This is a genomic window from Kocuria arenosa (assembly GCF_042879215.1).
GTDB lineage: Bacteria > Actinomycetota > Actinomycetes > Actinomycetales > Micrococcaceae > Kocuria > Kocuria arenosa.
This window is the reverse complement of the sequence record NZ_JBHZTA010000001.1, coordinates 438732-452345: the sequence shown is the minus strand read 5'-3', so window position 1 is coordinate 452345 and position 13614 is coordinate 438732. Positions and strand designations below refer to the sequence as shown.

General features: G+C 72.0%; 14 protein-coding genes. 10 read left to right on the top strand and 4 right to left on the bottom strand.

Going from position 1 to position 13614, the window contains the following annotated elements; translation table 11 throughout:
* The first annotated feature begins 240 nt into the window (after positions 1 to 240).
* Together ACFYE3_RS02130 and ACFYE3_RS02125 are read left to right on the top strand one after the other, a co-directional pair.
* The gene (locus ACFYE3_RS02130; protein WP_387605254.1) at positions 241 to 1740 is read left to right on the top strand and encodes an L-lactate permease; all 1500 of its coding nucleotides are present in this window, start codon (positions 241 to 243) and stop codon (positions 1738 to 1740) included.
* 147 nt (positions 1741 to 1887) lie between these two features.
* Positions 1888 to 2607 carry a FadR/GntR family transcriptional regulator gene (locus ACFYE3_RS02125; protein WP_387606012.1) on the top strand — a complete coding sequence of 240 codons (720 nt, stop codon included), beginning with the start codon at positions 1888 to 1890 and terminating at the stop codon, positions 2605 to 2607.
* A gap of 395 nt (positions 2608 to 3002) precedes the next feature.
* Here the strand turns inward: ACFYE3_RS02125 and ACFYE3_RS02120 are convergent, their stop codons facing one another.
* Positions 3003 to 3686, bottom strand: a complete 684-nt coding sequence (locus ACFYE3_RS02120; protein WP_387605256.1) for a response regulator — start codon at positions 3684 to 3686, stop codon at positions 3003 to 3005.
* A gap of 218 nt (positions 3687 to 3904) precedes the next feature.
* Here ACFYE3_RS02120 and ACFYE3_RS02115 point away from each other — a divergent pair, with 218 nt between their 5' ends.
* The 3 genes from ACFYE3_RS02115 to ACFYE3_RS02105 are packed head-to-tail and all read left to right on the top strand — an operon-like array spanning position 3905 to position 5649.
* Entirely contained in the window at positions 3905 to 4063 is a 159-nt protein-coding gene (locus tag ACFYE3_RS02115; protein ID WP_172604378.1) for a hypothetical protein, read from the top strand.
* 36 nt (positions 4064 to 4099) lie between these two features.
* Positions 4100 to 5311 carry a sensor histidine kinase gene (locus ACFYE3_RS02110; protein ID WP_387605257.1) on the top strand — a complete coding sequence of 404 codons (1212 nt, stop codon included), beginning with the start codon at positions 4100 to 4102 and terminating at the stop codon, positions 5309 to 5311.
* The gene (locus ACFYE3_RS02105) at positions 5308 to 5649 is read left to right on the top strand and encodes an MGMT family protein (protein WP_387605259.1); all 342 of its coding nucleotides are present in this window, start codon (positions 5308 to 5310) and stop codon (positions 5647 to 5649) included. Before ACFYE3_RS02110 ends, ACFYE3_RS02105 begins: the two co-directional genes overlap by 4 nt.
* A 127-nt stretch (positions 5650 to 5776) precedes the next feature.
* On the opposite strand, the gene ACFYE3_RS02100 is transcribed toward ACFYE3_RS02105, so the two are convergent.
* Both ACFYE3_RS02100 and purD read right to left on the bottom strand, forming a co-directional pair.
* Complete coding sequence (locus ACFYE3_RS02100) at positions 5777 to 6757, bottom strand: phosphoribosylaminoimidazolesuccinocarboxamide synthase (protein ID WP_387605261.1); 981 nt, start codon at positions 6755 to 6757, stop codon at positions 5777 to 5779.
* Positions 6754 to 8076: a phosphoribosylamine--glycine ligase gene (gene purD / locus ACFYE3_RS02095; protein ID WP_387605263.1), complete on the bottom strand. Its 1323-nt coding sequence runs from the start codon at positions 8074 to 8076 to the stop codon at positions 6754 to 6756. Before purD ends, ACFYE3_RS02100 begins: the two co-directional genes overlap by 4 nt.
* A 117-nt stretch (positions 8077 to 8193) precedes the next feature.
* On the opposite strand from purD, the gene ACFYE3_RS02090 reads away from it, so the two are divergent.
* Genes ACFYE3_RS02090 through purM form a run of 5 tightly spaced genes read left to right on the top strand, consistent with a single transcriptional unit; the run spans position 8194 to position 13000 of the window.
* On the top strand, positions 8194 to 9225 hold the full coding sequence (locus ACFYE3_RS02090; RefSeq protein WP_368830590.1) for an asparaginase: 1032 nt from the start codon (positions 8194 to 8196) through the stop codon (positions 9223 to 9225).
* A gap of 3 nt (positions 9226 to 9228) precedes the next feature.
* Entirely contained in the window at positions 9229 to 9594 is a 366-nt protein-coding gene (locus ACFYE3_RS02085; RefSeq protein ID WP_368821357.1) for a sterol carrier family protein, read from the top strand.
* A 10-nt stretch (positions 9595 to 9604) separates the two neighbouring features.
* Positions 9605 to 10039, top strand: coding sequence for a hypothetical protein (locus ACFYE3_RS02080; RefSeq protein ID WP_387605265.1), 435 nt, complete (start codon positions 9605 to 9607; stop codon positions 10037 to 10039).
* A 5-nt stretch (positions 10040 to 10044) separates the two neighbouring features.
* Positions 10045 to 11838, top strand: coding sequence for an amidophosphoribosyltransferase (purF, locus tag ACFYE3_RS02075; RefSeq protein ID WP_387605268.1), 1794 nt, complete (start codon positions 10045 to 10047; stop codon positions 11836 to 11838).
* Between the two features lies 1 nt (position 11839).
* Positions 11840 to 13000 carry a phosphoribosylformylglycinamidine cyclo-ligase gene (purM, locus tag ACFYE3_RS02070; RefSeq protein WP_387605269.1) on the top strand — a complete coding sequence of 387 codons (1161 nt, stop codon included), beginning with the start codon at positions 11840 to 11842 and terminating at the stop codon, positions 12998 to 13000.
* Positions 13001 to 13183: 183 nt separating this feature from the next.
* Here purM and ACFYE3_RS02065 read toward each other — a convergent pair whose 3' ends face one another.
* A complete protein-coding gene (locus ACFYE3_RS02065; protein WP_387605270.1) occupies positions 13184 to 13408 on the bottom strand; it encodes a DUF3073 domain-containing protein in 225 nt (74 codons plus the stop codon).
* Between the last annotated feature and the right edge of the window lie 206 nt (positions 13409 to 13614).

The following is a 13614-nucleotide window of genomic DNA, read 5'->3' as shown; positions in this document are numbered from 1 at the left end:
CGGCGACGGCCTGCCACATGTGGTCTGACCATAGTAGTCGAGCGAGATGCGCGCCACAACGAACGCCGGTGCCGCCGGATTCGTCCCCCGCCACAGAGGGGGGACGTGATCTGGGTCGTCTACCCCTCGTGGTCAGACCATTGTGGTCAGACCATTGCGCCGTCCTGCGGGCCGACCCACCGCGCGCACTCGTCCTCTCTCCTCACCCCGCCCCTCCGAGGGGCCCGAAAGGATCTCTCCGTGGACCATCTTGCTGTCCTGAGCCTCCTGGCCCTGCTGCCTCTCCTCGTGGTGGGGGTGCTCCTGGCCGGGTTCCGCTGGCCCGCCAAGTTCGCGATGCCGGTGGGCTACGTCGTCGCCGTCGTGGTGGCGCTGGTCGTGTGGCGGATGAGCTTCGCCGGCGTCCTGGCGGCCACCCTCGAGGGCCTGATCGTGGCCGTCACCATGCTGTACATCGTCTTCGCCGCCCTGCTGCTGCTCTCCACCCTCACCGTGGGCGGGGCCATGGCCACCATCCGCGCCGGCTTCAACTCCATCTCGGCCGACCGGCGGGTGCAGGCCATCATCATCGGCTGGCTGTTCGGCTCCTTCATCGAGGGCGTCTCGGGCTTCGGCACCACCGCCGCGGTGGTGGCCCCCCTCCTGCTGGCCATGGGCTTCCCCGCGATGGCCGCCGTCATGGTGGGGCTGATCGTGCAGAGCACGCCGGTCAGCTTCGGGGCGGTCGGCACTCCCATCCTCGTCGGTGTCGCCAACGGCCTGGGCGGCGATCCCGCGGTCGCCGAGCGCGTCAGCGTCCTCGGACTCACCATGCCCGAGTTCATCAACTCGATCGGCTTCTACACCGCGGCCATGCACGGCATCGTGGGCACCCTCGAGCCGGCCGAGGCCACGGACGTCTCCACGCACATGAGCGTGGTCCGCGCCTGGGCACCCTACGCCGTGATGGCGGCCCTGCTGGTGGCCAGCCGCGTCATCGCCCCGCTGAAGGAGTTCCTGACCGGCCTCGCGGTCCCGTTCGAGAACATCCTGGGCACCGGGATCACCACCACCGTGCAGCCGTTCTACCTGCCGGGGTTCGTGCTGATCCTCGCCTCGCTGTTCGCCGACGCCGTCCACCGCATGAACGGGCGGCAGATCGCCGAGACGTTCGAGGTCTCGGGTCGCCAGCTGGCGGGCACGGCCGCGGCGCTGCTCTTCGCCGTGCCCCTGGTGCGCGTGCTCATCCAGTCCGGTCCGGCCCTCAACGAGTCGGGACTCTCCAGCATGCCGGTCACCCTCGCCGAGGGTGCCGCCGCGATCTCGGGCGGCTCCTGGCCGGTGATCGCCCCCTGGATCGGCGCGCTGGGCGCATTCGTGGCCTGGTCGAACACCGTGTCCAACCTGACGTTCTCCCAGTTCCAGTTCTCCACGGGCGCCCAGATCGGCGTGCCGCCCGAGCTCGTGGTCTCCGCCCAGGCCGTCGGCGGCGCCGGCGGCAACCCGATCGCCATCCACAACATCGTGGCGGCCTCCGCCACCGTGGGGCTGCTCGGGCGCGAGGGGGACCTGCTGCGCAAGACCGTCATCGTGACCACGTACTGCTGCCTCGCGGGCGGTGCGGTCGCGTACCTCTTCATCCACGGCGTCGGCCTCAACCTGGGCACGCTCATGCTGGTCCTGCTCGTCGCCGGGCTGGCCGTCATCGCTCGCCTGCTGTCGCGCCGGAACGTGCCGGTGGAGGAGCGGAGCCGGGTCTGATCCGGCGCACGACGGCACCGCCGTGCGCCTCGCCCCCTGGCCCCGGCCAGGGGGCGAGGTGCCCCGCCCGGCGGGACACCGCACTTCCCTAGACTGGTCCGCGTCCCGCCCATCCCTTGAGGAGTCCCCGTGCCCGCAGCCGCCCGCATGTACACCGTCGTCCTCGACTGGCTCGAGGAGCGCCTGCGCTCGGGCGAGATCTCGGTGGGCGACAAGCTGCCCGGGGAGCGCCAGCTGGCCGAGGAGTTCGGCATCTCCCGGGCCTCGGTGCGGGAGGCGATCCGGATCCTGGACGCCATGGGGCTCGTCCGCTCCTCGACCGGGTCCGGGCCGAACGCGGGGGCGATCGTGATCGCGGAGCCCTCGGCGGCGCTCGGGTGGGCGCTGCGGATGCACGTGGCCAACCGGTCCCTGCCGGTGCGGGACCTCGTGCAGACCCGGCTCCTGCTCGAGACCCAGTCCGCCCACGAGGCGGCCGGCGCGGCGGAGACCCCGGGGCGGTCGGCGGTGCTCGAGCGCGCGGCGGAGCTCGTGGCGGCCATGGAGGACCCGGACCTGCCGGACGAGCGCTTCCACGCCGACGACGCACAGTTCCACATCCTGCTCGCCTCCCTCGCCGGCAACGTGGTGGTCGAGACGATCATGGCCTCGCTGCGCCAGGCCACCATCGGGTACGTCCAGGAGACCGTCGCCGGCCTCGAGGACTGGCCGCAGGTGCGCCGCACTCTGCAGGAGCAGCACCGGGAGATCCTGCGCGCCTTCCAGGAGCGCCGGGGCGAGGACGCGGCCGCCGCGCTGCGGGAGCACATCACCTGGTTCTTCGGCCACAGCGCCGCCGCCCGGGAGGTCCAGGGCCCGCGGACCTGACCGGACGAACTCGTCGACGAACGCGAACGGCCCCACCGGTTCCGGTGGGGCCGTTCGCGTCGTCAGGTCTGCGGAGCAGATGTTGCACGGTAGGGGGCCATCGGCCGAGGGGGTGCAAGGTGATCCAGGCCTTGCGCGGCCACATCCCGGGTCCAGGGGGGACTGTCCCGGGGCGGCCCCCTACCGTGAGCAGGTCGGTGAACCATCCGGTCCGGGGCTCGGCCACATGGGGGGTTGGGCCGTGCGCCGGGGGGATGTCTCTCACTCATCCACCGACTTTTCTTCTCTGCTCGCACTACTGATCATGCCGGGTTTGCTAATGCAGATGAATACACTTTCGTCTACAGATGGACTGGACTTCCGTCCGGGTCCTGGACCACGGGGCAGCGTGAGACTCAGAGATCGCGCAGCTGCGGGTCCACGAGTCCGCTCTGGTACGCCTTGATGAGCGCCTGGACCCGGTCGCGGACGCCGAACTTCTCACAGACCCGCCCGAGGTAGGCCTTCACACTGCCCTCGGAGACGTGCATCTGCTCGGCGATCTCCCGATTGCTCAATCCCTGCGCCAGGAGCGTCACGGTCTCCATTTCCCGATCGGTCAGCAGGGAGCGCAGGCCGCTGTCCGCCGACCGCACCGGCTGCTGCTGGTCCGGGACGGAGATGACGTTGTCCGCGAGCGCGCGGGCGATCGCCGGGGAGAGGGCGATCTCGTTGTTGCGCACCTGGTTGACGGCGTCGATGATCTCGTCGGGCCGGGCGTCCTTGACCAGGTAGCCGGCCGCACCGGCGCGCAGGGCCGGTACCACGAACTCCAGCGTGGAGAACGTCGTGAGGGCCAGCACCTTGGATCGAGGACTTCGCGAGGTGATCTCGCGGGTGGCCTCGATCCCGTCCATCACGGGCATCTTCATGTCCATCAGGACCACGTCCGGGTCGATCGCCAGACATCGGTCGACAGCCTCACGACCGTTGGCCGCCGTCCCGATGACCTCGAACCCCGGCTCGGCCGAGAAGAAGGACTTCAGGGCCTCCAGCATCAACGGCTGGTCGTCCACGACAAGCACTCTGCAATCAGTCACCCGCACAGTCTATTTTTTCCTGTCCCCCAAAGTGCAACACGTCATATTCGACAAAAGTCACAAATGGTCTGGACAAAGGTCAATAGGTCCGTTCGGTTAACGTTGGCAAAATGGGGATACCAGGGCAGCACAACCCCCTCGTGACCGGGAGATCTCTCCCCCACCCCGGTCGCAATCCCCCCGATCCGGTGCTGCCCTCGTGATCCAAGGAGCCCCCCATGTCCAAGAAGAAGCTTGCCACCGCCGTTGCCTCTGCCGCCCTCGCCGCGTCCTTCATCGTCGGCCCGGTGGCCCCCGCCAACGCCGGCGCGATGGTCCAGACCCCCCAGTTCAGCCGTTACGTGTGGTGCAACTGGTGGTCCTCCTTCTGCCGCTGAGCCGGACCTGCGGGTGTGAATGATGTAATTGCACCCATGCGCCGACCACCACGCACCACCGGACCCACGTCGTTCTTCGACGCCGAGCCTGTCGCTCGATGGTTGTGCGTGGTGATCATCCTGTGCGCCGTGGTCTGGTTCGCCGCAGACATCCGCGCCCTGGCCGTGCAGTTCAGCCAGGGAAAGCTGGTCAACGTCTGGTACGCGATCAACGCGATCCTGACCTACGGCGCACTGGCAATGGTCGCCTGGCGGTCCACCTGGGCGTCGATCTTCTCCGGCAGCTGCCTCCTGCTGTCCTTGATCCTGGGTGATTACGGCTCGGTCAACACAGCGGTGGTCGTGGTGACCATAGCTGTCCTGGCCACCGCCACGACAGCGTTCGTGAAGGTTCACCTGATCATCTACGCGCTGTGGGTCGTGATGGCCTGGTGGCGACGTCCGGATCAGCCCTCGGTGTTCTGGGGGCTGGTCGCCGTGCTGCTCATCTCCTTCCTCGTCGGCGCGGCCCTCCGCTACTTCAGCCAGCAGCGGCGGAGGAACGAGCAGCAGGTCCGGGACCTGGAGATCCTCAACGAGCGTCTCCGGGAGGCCGAGCGGCGGGCGCTGGCGCGCGACCTGCACGACGTCGTCGCCCACGAGCTCACCCTCATCACGATGCAGACCATGAGCCGGCGCCGCTCCGGGGACGTCGGCCAGCTGCACCAGGTCCTCGAGACCGTGGAGGACGCCGCGCGCTCGGCCCTGCACGAGCTGCGCGTCATGCTCCGGCTGCTGCGCGACGAGAACGAAGGGGACCATCCTCGGGACGTCACCGGCGCCGGCCTGGCCATCGGGAGCCTGGAGCAAGTGGTCACGTCCCTCGCCGCGAGCCTGCGGGACCTGCGCTTCGAGCCCGAGGTGGTCGTCACGGGCGACCTCGAGGCCATGCCCACGACCGTGCGGGGCACGGCCGCCCGCATCCTGCAGGAGTCGGTCACCAACATCATCAAGTACGCCCCCGCCGGGTCCCGCTGTCGGATCGAGGTGACGGCGAACGACCAGGAGCTGCGCCTGCGCGTGGCCAACCCCATGCCCCGCAGCGCCCAGCGCACGGGCGCCCACTCCTCCGAGATGTCCTCCGGGCTCGGCCTGCGGGGCATCGCCGAGCGCGTCTCCCTGCTCGGCGGCCACGCCGAGAGCGGTACCGCGGACGACCAGTGGGTCCTGGACGTGTGCCTGCCGGTGGACGGCCGGGACGCCCTGTGATCCGCCGGGCCGAGCCGGATCCCGGCCTGGCGCGGCGCGTGGCGGACGTGGTGGCCGCCATCCCCCCGGGGCGGGTGCTGTCCTACCGGGACGTCGCGGAGCTGGTGGAGTGCCGCTCCCCGCGCGTGGTGGGCACGGTCATGGCGCGCAACCCCACCGGCGAGGAGCTCCCGTGGTGGCGCGTGGTCACCGTGCAGGGCACCCTCGCCGACCACCTGCAGGCCGAGGCACGGGACCGGTACCGGGAGGAGGGCACGCCCCTGCGGGAGGACGACCGGCACCTCGTGCGCGTGGACATGGACCGCGCCCTGTGGACCCCGGACTCCCCCGGCGGCTGACGCTGCTCGGCGCACCCGCTCCGTGCATCCCGTGCACTGCGCACGCTGCGCGCTCCGGCCCGGTGTCGGGACCCGGGAACCAGGATCGGTGTCCGGACCAGAGGTCCGAGCTCGGTGGTGTCCGTGCTCAGTAGTCGAGCGGGCCCGCCACCTCGAAGAAACTGCCGTCCGGGTCGAACGTCCGGCCGGTGAGCCGCTCGAACGCCTCGACGTAGCGCGCGCGGGTCCGCTCCACCACCTGCTCCGGCAGCGGGGGCACGGGGCCGGTCCCGTTCCAGCCGGACTCGTCCGAGCGCAGCCAGTCCCGCACGTACTGCTTGTCGAACGAGGGCTGGGCCCTGCCCGGCTCGTAGGTCTCGGCGTCCCAGAAGCGGGAGGAGTCGGGGGTGAGCACTTCGTCCCCGAGGGTGATCGCGCCGCGGTAGGAGTCCAGGCCGAACTCCACCTTGGTGTCCGCCACGATGATCCCGCGCTCCCGGGCGATCCGCTCGGCGGCGGTGTAGATCTCCAGGGTCAGCTCGCGCAGCCGGTCCGCCACCGCGTGGCCGACACCGTCGGCCATCTCCTGGAAGGTGATGGGCAGGTCGTGCTCGCCCACCTCCGCCTTGCCGGTCGGGGTGAAGATCGGCTCGGCGAGCCGGGAGCCGTCCACGAGCCCCGGGGGCAGCTCGATCCCGCAGATCTCGCCGGTCTCCCGGTAGTCCTTGAGCCCCGACCCGGTCAGGTAGCCGCGGGCGATGCACTCGACGGGGAACATCGAGAGGTTCTTGCAGACGATGGCCCGCCCGCGGACGGACTCGTGCACGTCGGTCGACAGGACGTGGTTGGGCACGGCCGCGAGCTGCTCGAACCACCACAGGGACAGCTGCGTCAGGATCTTGCCCTTGTCCGGGATCTCCGTGGGGAGGATCTCGTCGAAGGCGCTGATCCGGTCCGTGGCCAGCACCAGGACCGAGCCGGCCCGGTACTCGGCGTCGTCGTAGATGGCCACGCCCGTGGCGCGCAGCCGCGACTCGTCGGGGACGTAGAGCTCCCGGACCTTGCCGGAGTAGATGTGCCTCCACCCGGGGATCTCGGGAGGGGTGGTGACGATGCCCTGCTCGCTCATGGCTGCTCCTGACGGGGACGGGGATCGGAGGCGCCGGGAACGGTGACCAGCCCCCGGGCGGCCTTCAGCGCGATGTCGGTGCGGTGCTGCGAGCCCTCGAGCGCCACGAGCCCCACACCCCGGTAGGCGCGCTCGCGGGCGTCGTCGAGGTCCGCCCCGAGGGCGACGACGGCGAGCACCCGCCCGCCGGCGGAGACGATCCGCCCGGCGTGCTCGCCCTCGGGGGCCACCGCGGTGCCGGCGTGGACCACGTGCACGCCCTCGAGCGCCTCGGCGTCCTCCAGCCCGCCGATCGGGTCGCCCTTCCGGGGGCTGTCCGGGTAGTCCTGCGCGGCGACGACCACGGCGACGGCCGTCTCGGGCCGCCAGCGCAGCCGCTCGGCCTCGTCGAGGCGCCCGGCCGCGGCGTCGTGCAGCAGCCGCCCGAGCGGGGTGGTGAGCCGGGCGAGGACGGCCTGGGTCTCGGGGTCCCCGAAGCGGGCGTTGAACTCGATGACCCGCAGACCGCGGGTCGTCACGGCCAGCCCGCAGTACAGCACGCCCACGAACGGGGTGCCGCGGCGGCGCATCTCGTCGACCGTGGGACGGGCCACGCGCTCCACGACCTCGTCCACGAAGCCCTGCGGCAGCCACGTCAGCGGCGTGTAGGCGCCCATCCCGCCGGTGTTGGGGCCCTCGTCGTCGTCGTGGATCCGCTTGAAGTCCTGGGCGGGGCTCAGCGGGATCACGCGGGAGCCGTCGGTGAGCACGAACAGGGACACCTCGGGCCCGTCGAGGAACTCCTCGACCACCACGCTCCCGCCCGCGGCGAAGCACGCGTCGGCGTGCTCGAGGGCGGCCGCCCGGTCGGAGGTGACGACCACGCCCTTGCCGGCGGCGAGCCCGTCGTCCTTGACCACGTAGGGGGCGCCGAAGGTGTCGAGGGCGTCGGCGGCCTCCTCCTCCGTGGTCGCGACCCGCGCCATGGCGGTGGGCACCCCGGCGGAGGCCATGACCTCCTTGGCGAACGCCTTGGAGCCCTCGAGCCGCGCCGCGGCCCGCGAGGGACCGAAGACGAGGAAGCCCGCCTCGCGCAGGGCGTCGGCCACACCGGCCACCAGGGGGGCCTCCGGGCCGACGACGACGAGGTCCACCGCGAGCTCGCGCGCCAGCGCGGTGGCCGCGGCGGGGTCGTCGGCGTCCACGGCGTGCACCGGGACGAGCTGCGCGATCCCGGCGTTGCCCGGCGCGCAGTGCACCTGCTCGACCTCGGGATCGGCCAGCAGTGCGCGGATGATTGCGTGTTCGCGGCCTCCGGGGCCCAGTACCAGAACCTTCACGCCCTCAGGCTAGTTGGCGGCACCGGGAAGTGGCACATCGTTCCCGGCATGCGGGCACGGCCCTCGGCGGCTCCGGGCGCCGCCGGGCATTCCCGGCCCCGCTGACATACTGGGGCGATGCAGACCTTCACCTCGGACCGTGCCGTGGACCTCGCCGTGCTCGAGCGCAGCGGCTTCGTCGAGTCCCGCCACCGCGGCTCCGCCGTGGTCCTGGACCCGGACGGGGCCGTGGCGGTGGAACTGGGAGACATCGGCACCCCGATCTTCCCCCGGTCCACGCTCAAGCCGTTCCAGACCATCGCCGCCATGAAGGCCGGTGTCCCGCTGCGCGGGGCCCAGGTGGCCATCGCCTCCGCGTCCCACATCGGCTCCTTCGATCAGCTCGACGCCGTGAGCTCGATCCTGGACGCCGCCGGCCTGACCGAGGACGCGCTCCAGTGCCCTCCGGACTGGCCCGAGGACGAGGAGGTCCGCACGGAGCTCGTGCGCGCCGGGCGCGGCAAGGCCCGGATCTGCATGAACTGCTCCGGCAAGCACGCCGCGTTCCTGTGGGCCTGCACCGAGAACGACTGGCCCACGGACAGCTACCTGGATCCCGAGCACCCCTTGCAGCGGACCGTGCTGGAGACCGTCGAGGAGTTCTCCGGCGAGCGCGTGGCGCACGTGGGCGTGGACGGGTGCGGCGCCCCCCTCGCGGCGATCTCCCTGACCGGCCTCGCCCGGGCGTACTCGACCCTGGGCCGGGCCGCGGGCAATCTCGACGCCGACGCGCGCGCCGCGACGGTCTCCCAGTGCATGCTCGACTACCCCGAGCTCGTGCACGGGCCGGGCAGGTACAACACCGTGGTCATGGAGGAGCTGGACGTCGTGGCGAAGCTCGGGGCGGAGGGCGTGCTCGCCCTCGGCACCCGCACCGGCTGGTCGGTGGCGCTCAAGGTCCTCGACGGCGGCTCCCGCGCCAACGCGCTCATCGGCCTGAGCCTGCTCGCCCAGGCCGGGGCCGTGCCCGCCCCGGCGGCCGCCGCGGTGATCGGGCGGGTGGTGCGCCCGATCATGGGCGGGTCCCGTCCCGTGGGCCGGCTCCGCCTGGCGGACCCCCTCCTGGAGCTGCTCGGGCCGGAGCTGGTCCGGGCGCTCGGGCAGGACTAGTCCGTGGCCCGCCGCCGCGTCGACCCCGCGGACGGGACCCTGGCCCTGAGCGCCTGGCGCGCGGACCCGGACGGCACCCCGCGCCGGACCGTGGCCACCGCCGTGCGCTACTCGCTCGAGGAGCTTGCCGCCCGGGTGCCCGGCAACAGCGTGGAGGTGCGCGTCCCTCCCTTCGGCGTGACCCAGTGCGTGGCCGGGCCCCGGCACACCCGCGGGACCCCGCCCAACGTCGTCGAGACCGACGCCCGCACGTGGCTCGGCCTGGTGACGGGCGCCGTCACCTGGCCGGAGGCCGTCGCCTCGGGCGCCGCTGTGGCCTCGGGCACAAGGACCGATCTCGCGGACGCCCTCCCCCTGTTTCCCCGGTAGCCTTGGAGACATGAGCTCCACTCCCTCCTCCCCCTCCGCGCGCCCGTCTCCGCGGAAGGTCCCGCGCCGGCGCCGCCGGGAGCGGACGGCCGTGCCGCTGGCCGTCTCCGGCAGCCAGCAGATGACCCTGCGCCGGGCCCCGAACATCTGGGCCTTCGTCCTGCTCGGCGGCGTCCTCGGCGCCGTGGCCGGCGTGCTCGTGGGGCTGTCCGGCGGGGGCAGCGCCGAGTTCACCCAGGGAGCCGTGACCCTGTTCATGGTCTCCGTCTGCACGGTCCTGGGGCTCGCCGCCGGCGCCGTGCTGGCCCTCGTGCTGGACCGGGTCTCCGTGGCCCGGGCGCGGGCCGTCACCACCGAGGTCGTGGACGGGGACGACGACGCCCCCTCCGGCGCGCCGGCGGACGCCCCCCGGCCCACCGACCCCCGAAGCTCGAGAGAAGGCTGATCGACGTGGTTCGCCCTGATGGACAACTCAGCCACGACCTGCTCCCCGGAGAGAAGGGCCCCCAGGACGCGTGCGGTGTGTTCGGCGTGTGGGCTCCCGGCGAGGAGGTCGCGAAACTGGCCTACTACGGCCTCTACGCCCTGCAGCACCGCGGCCAGGAGTCCGCCGGCATCGCCGCGAGCGACGGCAACCGCATCGCGGTGTACAAGGACATGGGCCTCGTCTCGCAGGTCTTCGACGAGGCGACCCTCACCACCCTGACCGGGCACCTGGCCGTGGGCCACTGCCGGTACTCGACCACGGGCGGGTCCCACTGGGCCAACGCCCAGCCCACGCTGGGCGCCACCCCGCACGGGACCGTGGCGCTCGCGCACAACGGCAACCTCACCAACTCGGCCGAGCTGTACGAGAAGCTGATCGACAAGTCCGGCTTCCCCTCCCAGGGGGAGATGGCGCAGGGCAACACCACGGACACCGCGCTGGTCACCGCGCTGCTGGCCGAGCACACGCACGGCTCCCTCGAGGACGCCGCCATGCACCTGCTCCCCCAGCTCGTGGGCTCCTTCTGCCTGGCCTTCATGGACGAGAACGCCCTCTACGCCGCCCGCGACCCGCAGGGCATCCGCCCGCTGGTCCTCGGCCGGCTGGAGCGCGGCTGGGTGGTGGCCTCCGAGACGGCCGCGCTGGACATCGTGGGCGCCTCGCTGGTGCGGGAGATCGAGCCCGGCGAGTTCGTGGTGATCGACGAGCACGGCCTGCGCTCCCAGCGCTTCGCCGAGACCCGCCGCGCCGCGTGCGTGTTCGAGTACGTCTACCTGGCCCGGCCGGACACCACCATCAACGGCCGCTCCGTGTACGAGTCCCGCGTGGAGATGGGCCGCCGGCTGGCCCGGGAGCACGGCATCGACGCGGACCTCGTCATGCCCACCCCCGAGTCCGGGACCCCGGCCGCCATCGGCTACGCCGAGGAGTCCGGCATCCCCTTCGGCAACGGCCTGGTCAAGAACGCCTATGTGGGACGAACGTTCATCCAGCCCTCGGACACCATCCGCCAGCTCGGCATCCGGCTCAAGCTGAACCCGCTGAAGTCCGTGGTGGCGGGCAAGCGGCTGGTGGTCATCGACGACTCGATCGTGCGCGGGAACACCCAGCGCGCCCTCATCCGGATGCTGCGGGAGGCCGGGGCCGCCGAGATCCACGTGCGGATCTCCTCCCCGCCCATCAAGTGGCCGTGCTTCTACGGCATCGACTTCGCCTCCCGCGCGGAGCTGATCGCCAACGGGCTCGGGGTCGAGGAGATCAGGGCCTCCCTGGGGGCGGACTCCCTCGGCTACATCTCCGAGGACGGGATGATCGCGGCCACCCTGCAGGAGCGCGCCGAGCTGTGCACCGCGTGCTTCTCCGGGACGTACCCCACCCGGCTGCCGGACGCGGACAAGCTGGGCAAGAACGTCTTCGAGACCCGTGTGCCCGTGGACTCCTCGCCCCGCCGGAGCCCGGGCGCACCGTCCGTGGCGCAGCGGCCCGAGCACGCCTCGGCCGTGTCCATCGACACCCGCCCCTCGGCCGCCGAGGGCGTCTCGCGCCGGCCCGCCGAGCGCACCAGCATCTCCGACGATGACCCCGGCGTCCAGGAGACCTCCACCGGGTGCGACCCCGGGCCCGACGCCGACCTCGAGGACCTGATCCTGCCCGAGGACCGGGTCCCCGCCGGACCCGCCGCTCGGACGACCACCGGGCCCGCCGCCCGGCCCGGATCCCAGCACGCCGCCCAGCACGAGACCGCGAAGGACGCCTGACATGGCCCAGCCCCCCTCCTCCACGAACCGCACCGTCACCTACGCCAGCGCGGGCGTGGACGTCGAGGCGGGAGACCGCGCCGTCGAGCTCATGAAGAGCGCGGTCAGGGCCACGCACACCCCCAGCGTGATCGGCGGGGTCGGCGGGTTCGCGGGACTGTTCGACGTGTCGGAGCTGCTCGCCTACCGCAAGCCCTACCTCGCCACCTCGACCGACGGCGTGGGCACCAAGGTCGCGATCGCCCAGACCCTCGACGTGCACGACACGATCGGCTTCGACCTCGTGGGCATGGTCGTCGACGACATCGTGGTGGTGGGCGCCAAGCCCCTGTTCATGACCGACTACATCGCCACGGGCCGCGTGGTGCCCGAGCGGATCGCCGACATCGTGCGCGGCATCGCCGCGGCCTGCGAGCAGGCCGGCACCGCCCTGGTCGGCGGCGAGACCGCCGAGCACCCCGGGCTGCTCCGCCCGGACGAGTACGACGTGGCGGGGGCCGCCACCGGCGTGATCGAGGCCGACGAGCTGCTGGGCCCGGACCGCGTGCGCGCCGGCGACGTGGTCATCGGCATGACCTCCTCCGGGCTGCACTCCAACGGGTACTCCCTGGTCCGCAAGGTCATCAACGTGGCCGGGTGGTCGCTGGACCGGCAGGTCTCCGAGCTCGGCCGCACCCTGGGCGAGGAGCTGCTGGAGCCCACCCGCGTCTACGCCGCCGACGTCCTCGACCTCGCCGCCGCCTTCCCCGTCAACGGCCCCGACCGGACCACGGGACGCGGTGTCCGCGGCTTCAGCCACGTGACCGGCGGCGGCCTCGCCGCGAACCTCGCCCGGGTGCTGCCCGGCGGGCTCGAGGCCACGGTGGACCGGAGCACCTGGGAGCTGCCCGCCGTCTTCCAGCTGATCAGCCAGCTCGGCAACGTCCCCCTGCCCGATCTCGAGCGGACCCTCAACCTCGGCGTGGGCATGGTCGCGATCGTCGACCCGGCGGTGGCCGACGACGCCGTCGCCCACCTCACGGCCCGCGGCCTGCCCTCGTGGGTCATGGGCACGGTGGCCGAGATCGACCCTGACGCCGACCACGGCGGACCGGACTGGGTGCAGGGCGCGAAGGGCGTGGACGGCGGCGCGGTGCGCATGGTCAACGCCTACGCGGGCTGATCCCGCCCGGCGGGTGGTCAACGCTTACGCGGGCGGATCCCGCCCGGCGGGACCGCCGGGGAGACGACGAACGCCCCACCGGCCGGCGGGGCGTTCGTCGTTCGCGGGAACGCGAAGAAGGTGCTCGTCCTGGACGGGCACCTCGTTGCGTCATGCGGTGGAGACGAGCGGAGTTCCCGGTGCTTACCGGCGGTAGTCCTCGTCGTAGTCGTCGGCGTACTTGTCGACGTAGGCCGAGTACTCGTCCTCGTCCTTCTCGACGGTCTCCTCGACCGGCTCCCGCAGCGGGGGCAGCTGCTCGCTGCCGCGCAGTTCCCGCTGGAGTGCCGTGAGGTCGGTCTGCGGGCTGAAGTACTTGATCTCCCGCGCCTGCCGTGTCGCCTTCGCCTTTTGACGGCCGCGCCCCATGGCGTGACCCCCTCTGTCTCTTGGTCCGGACGGCGGCACTCAGGCACAGAGTACGGCCCCGGAAATGTCGTATGAATGGTTCGTGAGACCAGGGTACATGGTTTGTCAGCCCGTTGCGCCCGGCCCGGGACCGGCGCGGTGGACTGTCGGCAACCTCACGGGAGACGGACGGAACCCGGTCCGGGACGGGCCGTGACGGGCCGTCG

Bases quoted from the DNA above. Each gene is read 5' to 3' on its own strand.
- ACFYE3_RS02125 (WP_387606012.1), top strand. From the start codon at position 1,888: ATGTACACCGTCGTCCTCGACTGGCTCGAGGAGCGCCTGCGCTCGGGC.
- ACFYE3_RS02115 (WP_172604378.1), top strand. From the start codon at position 3,905: ATGTCCAAGAAGAAGCTTGCCACCGCCGTTGCCTCTGCCGCCCTCGCC.
- ACFYE3_RS02110 (WP_387605257.1), top strand. From the start codon at position 4,100: ATGCGCCGACCACCACGCACCACCGGACCCACGTCGTTCTTCGACGCC.
- ACFYE3_RS02100 (WP_387605261.1), bottom strand. From the start codon at position 6,757: ATGAGCGAGCAGGGCATCGTCACCACCCCTCCCGAGATCCCCGGGTGG.
- ACFYE3_RS02090 (WP_368830590.1), top strand. From the start codon at position 8,194: ATGCAGACCTTCACCTCGGACCGTGCCGTGGACCTCGCCGTGCTCGAG.
- ACFYE3_RS02080 (WP_387605265.1), top strand. From the start codon at position 9,605: ATGAGCTCCACTCCCTCCTCCCCCTCCGCGCGCCCGTCTCCGCGGAAG.
- purM (WP_387605269.1), top strand. From the start codon at position 11,840: ATGGCCCAGCCCCCCTCCTCCACGAACCGCACCGTCACCTACGCCAGC.
- ACFYE3_RS02065 (WP_387605270.1), bottom strand. From the start codon at position 13,408: ATGGGGCGCGGCCGTCAAAAGGCGAAGGCGACACGGCAGGCGCGGGAG.